The organism is Bacillus sp. mrc49 (genome assembly GCF_002803435.1).
Map to the genome: position 1 here is coordinate 70,346 of NZ_PHNG01000690.1, position 17,782 is coordinate 88,127.

Here is a 17,782-nt window from a genome sequence, read left to right on the forward strand (position 1 = left end):
ATGCCTGAATATCATAAACTTCTTGAAGGGAGTTTGGAGGGGTGTAAATGACGATCATTGTTGTGGAAAAAGGTGATAGTCTTTGGGGAATCGCCGAAAAAAATCAAGTTACCCCGTCGCGGATAATGGAAGTCAATGGATTGGACTCAACTGCTTTGGTTCCTGGCCTGGCGTTGTATATACCGGATGCAGCCGTCGCAAACCGAAAATATATCATAAAAAGCATGGATACACTTTCAATGGTTGCCCGTCGTTTCGGCACGAGTGCAGCATCCATCATCAAGGCCAATCCAGGCATTGTCGCAAACTCTTTGAAGGTAGGCACGGAAATTTTGATTCCGTCGCCTTATAAAAACCAATTGATCACGCTTGGCTTTGCCTTTCCGACTTCAGGAGGAGCGGTGTTTGAGACTCTTGAAGAGCATGGTGATAAATTAACTTATTTAGCGATTGTAGCTTATTCCTTTACGAGGGAGGGAAATGCTTACGTTGAAAGCGATGATCGACCGCTTATCGTGAAATGCAAGCAATCAGGGGTGACGCCGCTGTTGATGCTTCGCAATTTTCAAAACGGTGATTTTGATGCCGATTTAGCAGGAGAAGTCCTCGCAAGTTCAGTATCCAGGCGGAATTTAATCAATAGTTTGCTTAATTTCGTCAGGCAGAGGGAATATGGGGGAGTCAGTATGGATATCGAATTCATTCCTCCCGCTAGACGTTCCGATTATGTCCAATTTTTAAAGGAGTTAAAGGAAGAGTTGAACGAACTGACCTTACATGTGAACGTGCATGCAAAAACGGCAGATAACCCTGACAATCGCATTGTCGGGGGGCATGATTATCGGGGGATTGGGGAGGCAGCTGATCTTGTTGCAATCATGACGATTGATTATGGGTACCCAACTGGTCCGCCGGAACCGATTTCCCCGCTTTGGTGGATGGTCGAGGTTCTCCGGTATGCGTTGACGAATATACCTGAATATAAATTGCAGTCGGCATTCCCCATGTATGGGTATGACTGGATTATCCCAAGTCATGAGACAAAAGCCTTATCGGCTCAAAGTGCCCAAAATTTGTCAATTGCAATGGGAGCCGAAATCTATTTTGATACGACAGCGGCTTCCCCTACCTATTCCTATTGGAGAGAAGATGCAAAACATGTCGTTTGGTATGAAGATATCCGTTCGATTAGTGCAAAATACGAAATGATTGATGCTTATGAACTGATTGGTGCAACGTATTGGCAAATCGGTTTGGCATTTCCGCAAAATTGGGCGTTTTTGAATCAGAACATTATGATTATAAAATAGCATGATTATGTGAAGGAATAGTGGGCGTTTTGTCAACAAACTGAAAGGAGCCTTAAACAAGGCTCCTTTTCCGATATGTTGATGCTTTAAGACTCTTTCCTGCCCAGTTCCTTCCTTTTTAGAAGGGCATAAAGAAAGGCTAGGAACACGATTGCGGAAGAAAATTGAAACGTCGTTTTGACACCATATGTTTCCGTTATATATCCTAATAATAAGACAGAGCCGGCGAATGTAAGGTTGATTACCGCTCCCCAAACGGCATGAATTTTGGCTAACGTCTTTTCCGATGCGTGATCTTGGAACAGCTTGGTGTAGATTACATCGCGAATTTGTTCTGGGAATCCGTACAGACATGCAAACAACAAAGCCAATGCAGGCATCGTTGTCGATCCGAAAAACAGGATCAGCAAGGAATTGAGTAACAGCCCGATGATAATGAAGTCACGGGTATGCTTTTCAATGAATCTGGCAAAACGGATGACGATCAATCCACTGATGATCATGCCGATGAAGTAGCTTGTGTTGATGTATCCCCACCATTCCTCACTTAATTGCAAGTTCTGTTCAACATATACATATATTACGGCAGCCACCCAAACGCTTGAAGCTAAAGATGTTATGAAATCAAGCGAAATGAGGGTGCGGATGGTTGGGATTTGACGAATCGCCATCCATCCGGATGTAATCGAATCCCAGCTGGATGGATGGGTGTGGCCTGTAGTTTGTTCCTCATGAACTTCCATTTTCACAGCAAGGCCCGTTGATGCGGCAAATAAGATGACCGTAAACCAAATGATGAACTGGCTGTTCGTATTGATTAATAACACGGAACCAAGTGGCCATCCTGCTACAAAGATGGTCTGCGTGAGTACATTCAGGAAACCATTCGCTTTCATCAGTTCTTTTGCCGGGACCAATTGCGGAACCAAAGCTGCACTCACTGGGGCAGCGACTCCATCCAATAATGAGATCGAAGCAATGAAGCATATGACGACAATGGCAGAACCGTGACTGAAATGAAGGGTGATTCCCATGATAACGAGCAGGATTGTCTTCCACCATTGCGATTGGACAAGGATCTTTTTTAATGGGAACCTGTCGATAACGAGTGGCGCAAGCAAACTGCTGATAAACCGGAAAATCGTTGTGGTGAACGGAAGCAAACTCAAATAAAAGGCCGATCCCGTCATGGCATATATGAGTGAAATCAACCCGACTACATAAAATATATCACCGAGATTTGCAAATGCTTGCCCGACCCATAGGAAGCGAAACGATCTATTTTTCATGAATACCATCCTTATAAGATTTTTTTAGTTTAATAGAATGGTTGTAATCGTTACATTGGATTCACTCCTTGATTTGTTTTCCATGGGTCGGGCCGGTTTGGTTTATACAGATGATTTTACCATATTTCATCTACATGAAACCGTAATGCTTGCCGAATATCCAATATCGAATTATACTCCTTAGTATATGTATAAAAGGAGAAAATTTGATGATTCGACGTTTTGCTTCATATTATCTGCCGCATAAGCGGTTATTCATTATCGACTTTTTCAGTGCAGTCGTTGTTGCTGTACTTGAACTCGCATTCCCTCTCGCGGTTCAGTGGTTTATAGATACGCTGCTGCCTGGCGATGACTGGTCTGCAATTGTTACTGTAAGTGCAGGTTTATTGCTGATTTATATCATTAGTACCTTCCTGCAATTCATTGTAGGATATTGGGGTCACAAACTAGGCATAAATATTGAGACGGATATGCGTGAGGAATTATTCCAACATGTGCAAAAGCAATCTTTTCGTTTCTTTGACAACACGAAAACAGGCCATATCATGAGCCGTATCACCAATGACCTGTTCGATATCGGGGAACTCGCCCACCATGGTCCTGAAGATTTATTCATTGCCTTCATGACTTTTGTCGGTGCCTTTTGGATCATGCTGACCATCAATGTGAAACTGGCACTCGTATCTGTTTGTATATTGCCGCTCCTCGTTTTATTAATTGTCATAAGCAATTTAAAGATGAATAAAGCGTGGAAGCAAATGTATACAGAGGTTGCCGATGTCAATGCCCGTGTCGAGGATAGTGTCTCAGGAGTGAGGGTCGTTCAATCCTTCACGAATGAAGCATATGAAATGGACAGGTTTTCAACGAATAATCGCAAGTTCCGCAAAGCGAAGCTCGTTGGATATAAAGTGATGTCGTTCAGCTTATCGGGCATATACATGATGACGAGATTCATGACCCTGGCCGTATTGGTGATGGGTGCTTGGTTAACCTACCATGGGCAGCTTTCTAACGGGGAATTAGTGGCTTTCGTATTATATGTCAACGTGTTATTCAAGCCAATCGACAAAATCAGTGCTTTGATGGAGCTTTATCCAAAAGGGATGGCAGGTTTCAAGCGATTTACTGAACTGCTTGACGTCGCTCCTGATGTAGTCGATAAAAGTGATGCCATCGCAGTCAATTCCCTTTTGGGGGATATAGCTTTTAAACAGGTATCGTTTAATTATGAAGACAAAAAGCCTGTATTAAAAGGTATCGATTTAACGATAAATGCTGGGGAAACGATCGCATTTGTAGGTCCGTCAGGGGCAGGGAAAACGACGATTTGTTCATTGATCCCCCGATTTTACGATGTGAATGCGGGCTCCATTTCCATTGATGGAATCGATATCCGGGAGATGACGAAAAAGTCGTTGCGGTCCCAAATTGGGATTGTCCAGCAGGATGTATTCCTTTTTACAGGTACATTAAAGGAAAATATCGCTTATGGAATGCTTGATGCGACGGATGAAAAAATTCATGAAGCTGCTCGTAAGGCCCATTTGGAATCTTTTATCGGAGGACTTCCAGATGGTTATGAGACTCAAATCGGGGAACGGGGCCTGAAGCTATCGGGAGGACAGAAACAAAGGATTGCGATAGCGAGGATGTTCTTGAAAAATCCGCCAATATTGATTCTCGATGAAGCAACCTCCGCCCTTGATACGGAGACTGAAAGAATCATTCAGCAGGCCCTTACGGAACTTGCCGAAAACCGGACGACATTGATCATTGCGCACCGATTGGCAACCATTCGGAACGCTGACAAAATCATCGTGGTTACGGAAGAAGGTATTGCCGAAGAGGGACGTCATGATGATTTGCTTAAGAAGGGCGGCATTTTTGCCAATCTTCATCAATTACAATTTCAAAAATGATTGCCAAACCAATCCCTGGAGATTGATGGCGCTTATGCAATCTCCTTAAGCAGTGATATGATGGTGCACAAAATGAACTTGGATAAATGCCAAGTGCGTTCAGTTTGTAGACAAAAGAGATTCGGCATTATTAAATCTCGAACTTCTTTTGAACCTAAAGTTAACCCCCATTAACTGCAAAGGGAAACATGCGACATAAAGAGGGCTCTTCCACATTTTTGGTGGAAGGGCCCTTTTCTTTATTCTGCTTCTCCCACAAGCGTGAATCTTTGATTGACGTGTTTTGGATTCTCAATCTCATCTACAACGGCAATCGCGTAGTCAGCATAACTGATATAACTATTTCCCTGACTGTTTACGATGACATGATCTTTTCCTATTTTGTAAGATCCTGTGCGTATTCCTTCTGGATCGAAGAATGAAGCAGGACTAATGTATGTCCATGTGATGTCTTCTCTATTTTCTAGCTCAACCAATTGTTTCGTTGCATTGGATGCAGTCGGAATAACAAAATCAGGGAAACCAGGTGTTTCAAACAATCTTGTTGTTTTCTCTTCGTCTGCAAATAGACTGCCTGCGCCGCCTACAACCATTAATTTCGTATTCGGAGCACCTTTGAAAGCCTCAATCAACGCTTTACCGGATTCAACATACAGATGTTCTTCTCCATCCGGAGCTCTGTACGTGCTTACGACAACGTCAAATGGCTTAACATCGGATGATGTAAGACTAAAAAGATCTTTCTCCAAAACGTTTACGTCTGTGTCCGTAATTTTTGCTGCGTTTCGTACGATGGCTGTAACGTCATGCCCTTTCGTAATCGCTTCTTTCATAATAAGGCGTCCTACTTTGCCGTTTGCGCCGATAATTCCAATCTTCATGGTGAATTCCTCCAAAAAAATTAATTTATTGTCATTAGGTTGTATATCGAACCATGGTCATATAATATTACATTAGACGTGATTATGTAAGTAGTTATTTTTATGTAACATAGTCTTAAAAACAAGACCATAAGAGAGGATGGGGATTGGATATGGTACAGAAAGGTAATTTAGATCAGGAACAACCAGAATTTTGTCCCATTACAGAAACGCAAAACGTAATCGCGGGTAAATGGAAAATCATTATTTTATGGCAACTTACTAAAGGAACAAAACGATTCGGGGAATTACAAAGATTGGTTCCGGGCATTTCCAAAGGTATTTTAACAAGTCAGCTGCGTGAACTAGAAGCGGATCGAATGGTTATAAGAAAAGTGTACCCAGAAGTGCCTCCAAAAGTCGAGTATTCCCTAGCGGAAGCTGGAAAACAGTTTATACCTACGATGGAAAGTATGGGCGCGTGGGGACGAAAATATGCGAACAATCAATGAAAGTTTCAGCTCGCTCCTTATTGGTAAATAGGCAGTGAAAATTCCTGAAGTTAACGTTGGATGATAGGAAATGATTGCGGTAAATAGCGTAACCTTTCAGACATCCTTTTTAAAGCTTTTCCTATGAAACACCGTTAGGACATCGTAAGTGATCTTAACGGTGTTTTTTTATTGGCTGTTTTCGCCTGCTTTGTTGCTATTACCAAAGCAATGCGGTGTGGTTGATTTCCCCTCCAATGCCCAGCTTTACAATAAGGGCTCATCTGTCCCGCTGCTCCCGCAGGGTACTTGCAATCTGCTCCAATCAACCTTACCTTAAAAACAAAAATCCTTACAAAAAGTTCCTTTTTATTTTATGAGAGGGTTTTCTATGTCCTCTTCATTCTGAATATTTAATTAAAATGATTTTATGGCTATTCATTCCCTTTCGTATCACAAAGGTACCCTTTATATAACCATGTTATGTAAAAGAGACTACTTACAAAATAAACACTAACCATTTAATATGAACCATGGATCGAGTTCAATTATGCGCACAGCTTTTCCATACGAATTGATCTTGCCGTTTTATTCTGTGCTGCTGTATTAATAAAGTGCATTAACTGTATTGAGCGCTACGATATGAGTCGGAGTGCTATCATTGGGGGAAATGGAATGAATGGAAAAATAGATACAAAAGTAAACTCGAAAGCGATTATGATGACTTTCATGGTGGGAGCATTTTTCGCCATTTTAAATGAAACATCAATGAATATTGCTTTGACAAAGTTAATGGATGTGTTTCACGTCGATGCTTCTACCGTACAATGGTTGGCGACCAGTTTTCTGCTCGTCATGGGTATATTGATGCCCGTTTCTGCATTATTGATTCAATGGTTCACGACGAGGCAACTGTATATTGGAATTATGACCATCTTCTTAATTGGAACCGTGGTTGCAGCTTGTGCAGTGAACTTTCAAATGTTGTTAGTGGGACGTATGTTGCAAGCCGTCGGGACGGCAGTGTCCATACCGCTTACGATGAATGCGGTCCTTCTTATGTATCCACCTGACAGACGCGGAAGAATCATGGGTATATTCGGGATCGTCATCATGTTCGCCCCAGCAGCGGGAACGACGCTATCAGGCATTGTCGTGGATACGTTAGGATGGCGTTGGTTATTCATAATCATTATTCCGTTCGCAATTTTTATCGTGCTGTTTGCATGGAAATTACTGCAGAACGTAGGAGAGGTGACTCGTCCGCGTGTGGATATCCTCTCGATTTTGCTATCCACAATCGGGATCGGCGGGACGATTTATGGCTTCAGCAGCATAGGAGAAGGATCCGGAACAGGATCTTCAAGCACCATCTGGATTATCATTGTGATAAGTAGTATGAGCTTAGTGGCGTTCGTCCGTCGACAGTTAAAATTGGAGCAACCTTTATTGGATGTACGCGTGTTCGCGTATAAAGAGTTTTCAAAAGGTATGGTTTTATTCGTCATGATCAGTATCATCATGTTCTCTTCCCAAGTCCTGCTGCCGATGTTTGGACAAGGACCACTTGGATATGAGGCGAAAACAGTTGGATTGCTATTATTGCCAGGAGCCTTGTTAAATGGTGCTTTATCACCGAAAATTGGGATATTATTTGATAAGTATGGCTCAAGAAAATTGATCATTCCTGGAACATTCCTATTGATGGTGACTATCATTATTTATAGTACCATGTCATCTTCTATACCAGCCTGGGCATTTATCTTGGTCTATATGGCATTGATGTTGTCAATCGCATCCATCATGATGCCGTCTCAAACAGGCGCTCTCAACCAATTGCCGCCTCACTTGTTTCCGCATGGAACAGCCATGTCGAATACATTACAACCAATGGCAGGTGCTTTAGGGGTTTCCACTCTCGTAAGTATCATGACGCATGGCCGGACAAGCTTCTTGGAACAAGCAGGGGTGACGCCTACAAAAGGATTGTTGAACGAAGCGATGACATATGGTTTCCATCATGCGTATTGGTTCGCACTTGTTTTATGCTGCATCGGTTTTATGACAGCCCTATTCCTTAAAAAGAAAACAGCATAACAAGGAAAACCTTCTATCACTATATGAACAGCCCCCCGTTGTTCACCGTTATCGACGATGCAGAACAAATAGATCGGAAAAAAGCACTGCCTAAATGTTAAAACTTATTGGAGTGGAGTTGGCTTGCAAGACTCCTGTGTTAAAACGCGTCCAATCGAGTGCCTTGGACACACTTATAAAAAGACTCTAGACAAGCTGTATTTCAACAAGCTTGTCTAGAGCATGAAAGGACTTGGAGATACTCCAAGTCCTTTTTTGGCGGGGAACGATCATTCATCGCATCGTGGGCCTTGGACGGAAGTGGCGTTTAAAAGCCGCTAATTGCTTAAATAGAGGCTTAAATCTAATAGGTTAGCCTATATCAATAGGATTTGAGGTGCATACAATAAAGGGTAGACGGAGAGGACACATACTAGAAAAGAGTAAGGAGTGCAAATCGTGAAAGTAATGACCATATTAGGGACTCGGCCTGAAATCATCAGATTAAGTCTCATTATAAAGAAATTGGATCAGTATGCCGATTCACATATTCTCGTACACACCGGACAGAATTTCACCTCATCCTTAAGTGAGATTTTCTTCCAACAGCTTCAGGTAAGGAAGCCTGATTATGTCTTGCTGAATCAACAGAAAACCCTCGGCGAACAGTTAGCTGCCATTTTCAAGGATTTGGAAACCATCCTCTTAAATGAAAAGCCGGATAAAGTATTGGTGTTGGGGGATACGAACTCCGGGCTCAGCTCCATTCTAGCAGAAAGACTGGGAATACCGGTCATTCACATGGAAGCTGGAAACCGTTGCTTTGATCTTGAAGTACCAGAGGAGAAAAACCGACGGATCATCGATGCCGTTTCAAGCTTGAATTTACCTTACACACCTCAAAGTAAGGAGAATCTGTTGAACGAAGGAATTCCAAGTAAAAGGATCTATTTATCGGGAAACCCGATTCATGAGGTCTTGAACCACTTCAATAATGAGATTGAGCAAAGCTTTATTTTGGACAAAATCAACTTGGAAAAAGAGGATTATTTCCTCGTAACTATCCATCGTGCGGAAAATGTTGATTATGAAGACCGTTTGCTTGAAATCATGAAGGGCATTAATTTAGTTGCCGAAACGTATCAAAAAAGAGTCATTTGCAGTTTACATCCCCGGACAAAATCCCGCATAGAACGCAGTCCCCAATTAGATGTACACCCGCTGATTGAATTTCACGAGCCCTTCGGTTTTTTCGACTTCGTGAAGCTTGAGAAAAATGCCTATTGTGTATTGACCGACAGTGGTACCGTCCAAGAAGAATGTTGTTTATTCCATGTTCCTGCCGTTACCGTCCGGAAAACGACTGAAAGGCCGGAAACGATTGAGTCTGGCAGTAATATGTTATCGGGGATAAATGCTAAACAAATCCTCAATTGTGTGAACATTATGGTTAACCAACAAAAAGACTGGTCTTTTCCAGAGGGGTACGACCATAAAAACGTATCAGATAAAGTCCTTAAAATTATACTGGGAGGCCATGAAATTGATTAAGAATCGTAAAATTTTAGTAACAGGCGGTACAGGCTCGTGGGGATATGAATTGGTTCGGCAATTATTGGATTTTGAACCAAGTGAAATTCGGATTTTCTCCAGGAATGAATCAAATCAATTCACGATGAAACAGGAATTCGATAATAATCCAAAGCTGCAATTCATCATTGGCGACGTAAAAGAAAAGGAAGCATTGGTAGAGGCATGCCAAGGTGTCGATTATATTTTCCATTTGGCAGCTTTAAAGCATGTGCCTGTATGTGAAGATCAACCGATCGAAGCGCTAAAAACGAACGTGATAGGAACACAGAATGTAATAGAAGCAGCCATTAGCTGTAATGTACATTCCGTGGTGAACATTTCCACCGACAAAGCGTCCAATCCATCCAATTTTTATGGTCTTTCAAAAGCTATGGCGGAAAGATTGATCATCCATGCTAATACGTTAAACACGAAAACCAGATTCGTGTGTATCCGCGGTGGCAATGTTTTAGGAACCAACGGAAGCGTCATTCACGTCTTCAAAAAGCAAATTAAAGAAAAAGGGAAAATCGGTATAACCGACTTGAATATGACCAGGTTCTTTTTGACCATTCAAGAAGCGATAAAATTAGTATTCAAAGCAACGTTTGAAAGTGTCGGCGGAGAAATATTCGTGATGAAGATGCCTTCCTGTAAAATCATCGACCTTGCTGAAGTGTTGATCGAAGCATCGAAAAAGACAGATGTGGAAGTCGAGGTCCTGGGTATACGTCCGGGCGAAAAGCTCCATGAAATCCTGCTATCGGAATATGAAAGCACGACGGCCATTGCTTATGATGATGAATATTATGTCATCCTTCCAGCCATCCACATCAAGGGGATAAAGGAGCATTATGCCCAATACCAGCCTGTCAGTTTGGAAGATTATAACTCTGCCACTGGGTTGATCGATAAATCAAAAATCAAGGAAATGTTAAAGAATGGGGGCTTCATTTAACATGAAGGTACTAGTACTTGGTGGACAAGGAATGGCAGGCCATGTAATAAAAGACTATTTCACTCAGGACTCCAAGTATCATGTAACATATACGACGCGGGATCCGAATGATGTAAAGGGATTGTATTTGGATGTAACCGACGTAACGAGTCTTGAAGAAGTAATGGATAAGGTGAAACCGGACATCACGATAAATTGCATCGGTATTTTAAATGATCATGCAAGTGATAATACAAAACTAGCTTTTCAGGTTAACAGTGTATTTCCGCATCAGCTTGTTAAGCTGACTGAACGCAATAATGGGAAATTGATTCATATTAGTACGGATTGTGTCTTTTCAGGTTCAACAGGGGATTATACGGAGAAGGATACACCTGATAGTTCCACGATTTATGGTCAATCAAAACACTTGGGTGAAATAATAAGTGAAAAACATTTGACCATCCGTACCTCCATTATTGGACCGGAGTTAAAGGAAGACGGAATTGGTTTATTTCTTTGGTTCATGAAGCAAAAAGGTGAGATCAAGGGATTCGAAAAAGTGTTTTGGAACGGGGTGACAACGCTCGAACTGGCTAAGGTGCTGGACAGGATGATTCAGCAGAAGATTACTGGATTATATCATCTTGGGTCAGATGAAAAAATATCAAAAGCGGCACTATTAAAATTGCTGCAGCAAATTTTTCAAAAAACCGATGTCGAAATCATTCCTGATTCATCCATGCATTTAGATCGATCCATAAAGAATACAAGAATTGATTTTCAATATAAAATGCCTACGTACCAAGAGATGTTAGCGGAATTGAAAAAATGGATGGAAAAGAAATCCGGACAAACGTTTGAATAAGTTATCATGACATTCAATTAAGAATGGACTCGGTATGTAACTATCTCTTCGTACAGGAAACTTACCATTTAATAGGGCGAGCCAAAAAACTCCATCCTATTAAATGGTATCCACTTTTTAGTGATGATAAAGGTGGATGAATCAAGTTTCCTGGCGGGGAGTTGAACAAAATGTAAGCGTTATCATTATTGAGTTAGTTCCTGCTTAGGTTTATTTTTATAAGAAAGAAGGGTTAAGTCATGGAATTCCCTTAACCCGAAGAATCATCGATTGGCACCTCATCAAAAGGTTCTTGAGAATGTCCAGGTAACTACCGTTCACTTGAGAAAGAATAGGTTTCGGATAACCCTTGAAAGATATCTGTCTTTGGATCCCAATTCAGCGATTGCCGGGCTTTCCTGTTATCGAGGCAGCTGTGCTTGATATCGCCAGTCCTTTCGACTGAATGAAGGGTTTCCACGGCAGAGCCATGTATTTGCGTAAGCATATTCAGCAGTTGGTTTACTGATGTTTTTTGTGCAGTACTGACCTGGATCGTTTCTTGATTGCCGTGATTAACCGAGGCGGTATTTGCTCTGACAATATCCTTCACATAGATAAAATCACGCGTTTGTTCACCATCACCGTGTATGCGTAAAGGCAGCCCTTTTTTTATCCTTTCTAAAAAGACAGCGACGACTCCGCCTTCACCCTTTGCCGTCTGTCTAGGACCATACACATTTCCATAACGGAGAATCGTATACTCGAGACCATATAGCTGATGAAAAATACGGATATAAGCTTCCGCCGCTAACTTGGATAGACCATAATAAGAAACCGGTCCGGTCGGGTCACTTTCTGAGATCAAGTCCTTCTGTAAATTCCCATAGACTCCTGAAGTGGAAGAGAAAATCAGCTTCCTTACAGAAGCTTCCTGACATGCCTTGAGCATATTGATCGTTCCGTTGACATTAACATCAGCATCATACTGGGGATCGAGGATGGAGCGAGCCACATCTGCCTGTGCTGCCAGATGGAAGACCACGTCAGGCTTTACCTTCATGATCGTTTGAGCAGCTTCCTTGCTGCGTATATCTTCAGTATGGATGACGGCATTGGGATGTACATAATCGATGTGTCCGGATATCATATTATCCAATACATGTACCTCGGCACCATTCATGATAAGTTCTTCCACAAGGTGGGAACCGATGAACCCCGCCCCACCAGTTACTATAGCCTTCATGCATCATACCCCTTTTATCTATTTTTAGTATTGTATGTTAGCTGATTCATATTGGCTTAAGCTGTTACCTAGCATTCTTTAGAAAAAAAGCTACAGAAAGATGCTGAAATCCAATTGCCGGTCAGCATCTTTTTGTAGCTAGATATTATTTCTCTTTTGGGATAATGCATTTTCGTATACACCCAGCACATTTTGAACCGCTTTATCTGGGGACCAATGATCCATTCCCCACGTCAGGGCATTAACTCCAAGATTGTTGCGATAGGAATCATGTTCTAATAAATATTGGATATGGGTGGATAACATCTGCTCATCCCCGGCAGGTGATAATACCCCCGTGATTCCATGATCAATGATTTCAGGAATTCCTCCAACATCACTGGCAATGACAGCCATTCCGGAGATTTGCGCTTCTATTACCGACAAAGGTTGATTTTCCATCAAAGTAGGCAGTACAAAGATATCCGAAATGGATAATAAATAAGGAATATCATCCCGTCTGCCTAAAAAGACCACATCATCTTCCAAACGAAGAGCTTTCGTTTTATTTTTCAGCTCCGTTTCCATCGGGCCGTCCCCAGCAATCCAGCAAACCCAATCGGTTCTGGATTTTTTTAATTGAGATAGTGCATGTAATAAATGATGCACTCCTTTGAACTCACTCAGCCGGCCTGTATAAATTAGCACTTTCTTCTTTTCGGGTCGTTCGATTTCGGTTTTGTCATCCACCCGTTTCAGGAAGGCCTCGGTATCATAGCCATAATGAAAAACACTCAGTTGTTCTTTTGGAACTTTAAATTCATCAGTTAATACATCCCTCATCCATTCATTCGCCACTATCGTATGGTCAGCAGAAGTCGCCCCATCATATTCCAATTGATCAAAATGATCACGGCCTTCTTTTGCGATGCTCTGTTTAGGGACTTTAGAGCTATAGTAAGCACTCCTAAGTTCATGGGCAACACAACCGTGAAGCGTAGCGACGAGCGCTGTTTCTTTCGCTCTGATCCGGTTAATGCAGACAGTTGAAAAGATATCTTGCGTATGAATGACATCATATTTTTCCAGTCCTAAATAATCGGCCCCCTTCTGAAAGAAATCACACCGAGTTTCGTAATAGTGGATGATTGGATCAGGATGAGTGGGGGAATTATGCTGTTTCATGTATTGTAAAACCTCTTCGGAAAGCAATTCATCCATATCTATCCTGCGGTTTTCGTTAATGATGTGGACATATTCATGATTTTCACCGTAGCTAAGAAAGTCGACCTCATGCCCTAATGTTACAAGCTTATCCTTTAATTGCTGCATATAGTTCCAGACACCGCCAACATGTGGCGTGACCCAAAAAGTGGCAAGTAATATCTTCATGGCAATCTCCCCTTTGTTCATATTATTGAATGATCGAGCGTTATGTAACTCGTTATGAGCATTCGCTAAAAATGGGCTGTCAAGAGCCAACACATTATGTAGCTGGTTTAGGGGGCAAATAGAAAACATGAAATATATAAGGACGGGTACTTGTCCCACCATTTAGTACCCGCCCTGAAGCTATTCAAAAATGGCGCAACATCACCATTTACCGCTAAGAATCAATCAGTTGGAATAAGCAGCTGCGAAAAAACTCTCCGGTCCAGTACGGGTCGGTGCGATGACGATCCCGCTAGGTGTGCTGATGAATGCTTGATAGACCAAAAAGTTACTGGGTGCAGGTGGATTAAAGTCCGCACCGGACAATGAAATGATCGTTTCGGAGGCAACCCCCAAACCAGCTACCGGTAAGGTTTGTTGAGCGGAATAAACTAGAACCCTGCCGACACCTGAGCCCCTGTAAATCTCGATGTTGATGGGAGTCAAAATCGCGGCCAAGCTGCTTAAAGTAGCCGTGAAAGTGAATTCAACTCGAAGATTAGCTCCGGATCCGGTCGTATTAAGCCCCAATGAACCGAACAACGCTGGAGTTGCACTTACAGGTATGGAAATGGAATCCCGATAACTAGCATTCTGTGAAGTCTGAGCATCTAAAAATTTCCCCATATTGTTAACACCTCTTTTATTATGGAATACTCTAATATATTAAAGTGGCGCATGATTCGTATAGACGAGTTGTTCACTATCAAAAAAAATAGTCGGATTTTCAGCGGGGAAGCCTATGTCCAGGACTTCAAGGGAGTTTGCCCTTCAGTTTCAATGGGCAAACAAACGGTTACCCTTCATACGTTCAAGAACTATTCTGTCTTCGAGTGTGGTCGCCGATGTGGAGCTAGAGGAAAGAGGGTACAACGGTCCGGCATGGGGCCCAAATGAGTTAATTTCCCCTTTGGGCTGTGGATGTGAGAACAGCCCATGGCAATCAAGAAGATGCAGACATAATGTAATAGGGAAACTGTGTTTAAGATGGCGATTCATGCACCGCTAGAGATGGATGGCTTCACAAGTTGGTTTGGAGGAGGAAATAAGGTCTTTCCTGCCGCTCACTGGACAGACATTAAACATAGGGCAATCGTAGCGGTTATTTAGATCATTAACGAATGGATGAGAAGTCAATGAAGCAACGAAGGAAATTAATAATCACAGGGGCAAGCGGATTCACGGGCCAGCATGCATGTGCCCATTTTTTAAAAGCAGGCTATGACATTACAGCCGTTTCACGGAAAAAGATAAATGTAGATGCTCAGATTACCATGGAATATTGTGATCTTACGAACGGCAACGAGGTTTATCAGCTTGTCAAAAAGATCAAACCTCAGTATGTCCTTCATTTGGCAGGCCAAAATCACGTTGGTGCATCATGGGTGGATCCATTATCGACTTTAGAGGCAAATTCCATGTCCACAGCCTACTTGATCGATGCCTTACGCAGGGAAAGTCCAACCTGCAAAATCGTGATAGTTGGCTCAGCTCTCCAATTTGACCCTGCCTCCCTCAATTCGATTCCCCATCCTTATAGTTTGAGTAAGACACTTCAAGTACTTATTGCAGAATCCTGGGCAGCTTTATATAACATGGAAGTCATCATTGCCAAGCCGTCCAATTTGATCGGACCAGGTTTATCCACTGGGGTTTGTTCCATTTTTGCGCAAAAAATCATTGAAATGGAAAAGAAAGGATCAGAAAAGGTGCTTGAAGTCGAAAATCCCAACGCTCAACGTGATTTCTTGGACGTTAGAGATGCAGTGAGAGCTTATGATTTTCTGTTGAAGGATGGGAAGTCTGGCGAAACGTATGACGTTGCTTCAGGTCATACTTGTTCTTTGGGGCAAATCATTGAAGGGTATAGGACTGTAACGAAGGAAGAAATAAAAATGAGCGCACAGAGCAATGATTTAATCGACAATAAGCCAGCAATCCAACCTATTAAGCTGGTGAATTTGGGATGGAAGCCAAGTATTCCGCTTGAAACATCTATAAGGGATATCCTTACCTTTTACCGAGAGTTAAACTGACGAAGAAAAGGGCCTATATTAAGTGAAAGTTATTTTGGGAGGGTAGGCAATGGAGCCGAAAGTATCAATCATTATTCCATTTTATAATTGCCCCTATATCGATCAAGCCATTCAAAGTGCACTTGATCAAACTTATACGAACATAGAAATCATCGTGGTGGATGATGGATCGACCGATTTCACTGAGAAAATCGAGCCATTCCTTACGAAAATCCGTTATGAAAAAAAAGAAAACGGGGGAACCGCTACTGCGTTGAATCATGGAATCCATGCTGCTGCGGGTGAATATGTCGCATGGTTAAGCTCGGATGATTACTTTCTGCCAGAAAAGGTATCAAATCAAATTTCCTTTATGCTCGAACATGATGCAGAGGTGAGCTTTACGAATTTTGATAGTATCAATAAGGACGAAGAAATCATTCTGTCTTGGACGGGAGAACGCTTTACGGATATAGAAAACGGAGTGTACCATGCATTTTTACTTCGTAATGCCGTGAATGGCTGCACCGTGGTGTTGAAGAAGGACGTATTCGATGTGGTCGGCTATTTTAATACCTATCACCGTTATACGCATGATTATGAAATGTGGCTTCGTCTGTTAGTCAATGGGTATAAAATGTATTATCTGGATGAAGTTCTCACAAAATTCAGGATACACGAAGGGTCTGGTACAAGTAGATTCCAGCCTGAAATGCTAGCGGATATTCTCACGATTGAAAGCCATTATCGTCCAATTCTTAAAAAGAACTTGAAAAATTTATAGACTCTTTTCGTAAGGATCGTTGTTTTTCAAATGAAACGATTTAAGGTTGATTGGAGTGGCGGACTCCTGCTTGAGCAGCTGGATAGGCGGGACAATACAAGGTTCACGCGAGGCTCACTGCCGGCCTTCTATAATGATGAGCACCTGAGGGTAAATCGACTACACCGGATTACTTGGTGAATGGCAACAAAGTATGAGAAAACAGCCCATTCATAAAAAGAGCTTTTTGGAAGAGGGGGGAGTACATTTATGTCTGAAGGTGTACTGGATATTTTTATGCATGTTCCCAAAACAGGGGGAACGACGATCAATGAAATATTAAAAAAACAATACAAACTTAGAGAAATATATGATCATGACTCGTTCGAAAAGAAGATGATGAAGCTGTCCGAGTTAACGGAACAGGAAAAGAGGAATATCAAAGCGGTTTCCGGTCATTATTTCTATGGAATACATGAGGAGTTTTCAAAACCATTCCATTATTTTACGATGCTGCGCGACCCTGTAGATCGGGTCATTTCCGCTTATTATTTTTTAAGGGACTACCCAGGTTACGAAATGGTAAAAGATATGTCATTGGAGGAATTTGTAGTAAAAGGTCCCGAAGCATCGAATCTGCAAACATTGATGGTATGCGGGAGTAAGGAAATACCTGATTTGGAAAAAGCGAAGGAGAATCTTAAAACATTTTCAGTGGTTGGAGTCACCGAGTTGTTCAATGAAACCCTTTATTGCTTGAAAAAGCAACTTACCTGGGAAGATATACACTATACTAGAAAAAATATTACAAAAAAACGACTGGCAAAAAAAGAAATACCATCGGAATTAATAAACTTAATCAAGCAATATAACCACCTGGATATGTCCCTATACGATTTTGCAAAGGAACTGCTTCATGAAAAGCTTCAAACGTTGACAGTAGTTGAGCGTCAGCAATTGGAAGAATTCAAGCTTAAGCAGGGCTCCTGAATTAAACAGCTAGGGAAATGTCTCAATAAAATAAACGACAGCCGGAAAGAA

At 41.9% G+C, this 17,782-nt stretch carries 15 protein-coding genes; 10 read left to right on the forward strand and 5 right to left on the reverse strand.

Annotated features, from left to right (window positions below; genetic code table 11):
* Nucleotides 1-47: 47 nt before the first annotated feature.
* On the forward strand, nucleotides 48-1,310 hold the full coding sequence (locus CVN76_RS13685) for a LysM peptidoglycan-binding domain-containing protein (protein WP_100531708.1): 1,263 nt from the start codon (nucleotides 48-50) through the stop codon (nucleotides 1,308-1,310).
* Nucleotides 1,311-1,396: 86 nt separating this feature from the next.
* Here the strand turns inward: CVN76_RS13685 and CVN76_RS13690 are convergent, their stop codons facing one another.
* On the reverse strand, nucleotides 1,397-2,599 hold the full coding sequence (locus tag CVN76_RS13690) for an MFS transporter (RefSeq protein WP_157805663.1): 1,203 nt from the start codon (nucleotides 2,597-2,599) through the stop codon (nucleotides 1,397-1,399).
* Between the two features lie 209 nt (nucleotides 2,600-2,808).
* Here CVN76_RS13690 and CVN76_RS13695 point away from each other — a divergent pair, with 209 nt between their 5' ends.
* Nucleotides 2,809-4,524: an ABC transporter ATP-binding protein gene (locus tag CVN76_RS13695; protein WP_100531710.1), complete on the forward strand. Its 1,716-nt coding sequence runs from the start codon at nucleotides 2,809-2,811 to the stop codon at nucleotides 4,522-4,524.
* Between the two features lie 239 nt (nucleotides 4,525-4,763).
* Here the strand turns inward: CVN76_RS13695 and CVN76_RS13700 are convergent, their stop codons facing one another.
* Nucleotides 4,764-5,405 carry an NAD(P)-dependent oxidoreductase gene (locus tag CVN76_RS13700; protein ID WP_100531711.1) on the reverse strand — a complete coding sequence of 214 codons (642 nt, stop codon included), beginning with the start codon at nucleotides 5,403-5,405 and terminating at the stop codon, nucleotides 4,764-4,766.
* Nucleotides 5,406-5,557: 152 nt separating this feature from the next.
* Here CVN76_RS13700 and CVN76_RS13705 point away from each other — a divergent pair, with 152 nt between their 5' ends.
* From CVN76_RS13705 to CVN76_RS13725, 5 genes are all read left to right on the forward strand, one after another.
* Entirely contained in the window at nucleotides 5,558-5,896 is a 339-nt protein-coding gene (locus CVN76_RS13705; RefSeq protein WP_100531712.1) for a winged helix-turn-helix transcriptional regulator, read from the forward strand.
* A 666-nt stretch (nucleotides 5,897-6,562) separates the two neighbouring features.
* Nucleotides 6,563-7,972 carry a DHA2 family efflux MFS transporter permease subunit gene (locus CVN76_RS13710; RefSeq protein WP_100531805.1) on the forward strand — a complete coding sequence of 470 codons (1,410 nt, stop codon included), beginning with the start codon at nucleotides 6,563-6,565 and terminating at the stop codon, nucleotides 7,970-7,972.
* Between the two features lie 438 nt (nucleotides 7,973-8,410).
* Nucleotides 8,411-9,502 carry a non-hydrolyzing UDP-N-acetylglucosamine 2-epimerase gene (wecB, locus tag CVN76_RS13715; protein ID WP_100531713.1) on the forward strand — a complete coding sequence of 364 codons (1,092 nt, stop codon included), beginning with the start codon at nucleotides 8,411-8,413 and terminating at the stop codon, nucleotides 9,500-9,502.
* Nucleotides 9,495-10,481 carry a polysaccharide biosynthesis protein gene (locus tag CVN76_RS13720; protein ID WP_061140292.1) on the forward strand — a complete coding sequence of 329 codons (987 nt, stop codon included), beginning with the start codon at nucleotides 9,495-9,497 and terminating at the stop codon, nucleotides 10,479-10,481. Before wecB ends, CVN76_RS13720 begins: the two co-directional genes overlap by 8 nt.
* A gap of 1 nt (nucleotide 10,482) precedes the next feature.
* Nucleotides 10,483-11,328: a dTDP-4-dehydrorhamnose reductase family protein gene (locus CVN76_RS13725; RefSeq protein WP_100531714.1), complete on the forward strand. Its 846-nt coding sequence runs from the start codon at nucleotides 10,483-10,485 to the stop codon at nucleotides 11,326-11,328.
* Between the two features lie 310 nt (nucleotides 11,329-11,638).
* Here CVN76_RS13725 and CVN76_RS13730 read toward each other — a convergent pair whose 3' ends face one another.
* From CVN76_RS13730 to CVN76_RS13740, 3 genes are all read right to left on the reverse strand, one after another.
* Entirely contained in the window at nucleotides 11,639-12,553 is a 915-nt protein-coding gene (locus CVN76_RS13730) for an NAD-dependent epimerase/dehydratase family protein (protein ID WP_100531715.1), read from the reverse strand.
* Nucleotides 12,554-12,691: 138 nt separating this feature from the next.
* Nucleotides 12,692-13,924 (reverse strand): glycosyltransferase family 4 protein, encoded by a 1,233-nt coding sequence (locus tag CVN76_RS13735; RefSeq protein ID WP_100531716.1) that lies wholly within the window; start codon nucleotides 13,922-13,924, stop codon nucleotides 12,692-12,694.
* Nucleotides 13,925-14,149: 225 nt separating this feature from the next.
* Complete coding sequence (locus CVN76_RS13740) at nucleotides 14,150-14,590, reverse strand: hypothetical protein (RefSeq protein WP_100531717.1); 441 nt, start codon at nucleotides 14,588-14,590, stop codon at nucleotides 14,150-14,152.
* A gap of 509 nt (nucleotides 14,591-15,099) precedes the next feature.
* Between CVN76_RS13740 and CVN76_RS13745 the strand changes: the two genes are divergently transcribed.
* From CVN76_RS13745 to CVN76_RS13755, 3 genes are all read left to right on the forward strand, one after another.
* Nucleotides 15,100-15,999 carry an NAD-dependent epimerase/dehydratase family protein gene (locus CVN76_RS13745; protein ID WP_100531718.1) on the forward strand — a complete coding sequence of 300 codons (900 nt, stop codon included), beginning with the start codon at nucleotides 15,100-15,102 and terminating at the stop codon, nucleotides 15,997-15,999.
* A gap of 49 nt (nucleotides 16,000-16,048) precedes the next feature.
* Nucleotides 16,049-16,762, forward strand: a complete 714-nt coding sequence (locus tag CVN76_RS13750; RefSeq protein WP_100531719.1) for a glycosyltransferase family 2 protein — start codon at nucleotides 16,049-16,051, stop codon at nucleotides 16,760-16,762.
* Nucleotides 16,763-17,011: 249 nt separating this feature from the next.
* A complete protein-coding gene (locus CVN76_RS13755) occupies nucleotides 17,012-17,731 on the forward strand; it encodes a sulfotransferase family 2 domain-containing protein (protein ID WP_100531720.1) in 720 nt (239 codons plus the stop codon).
* The last annotated feature ends 51 nt before the right edge of the window (nucleotides 17,732-17,782 follow it).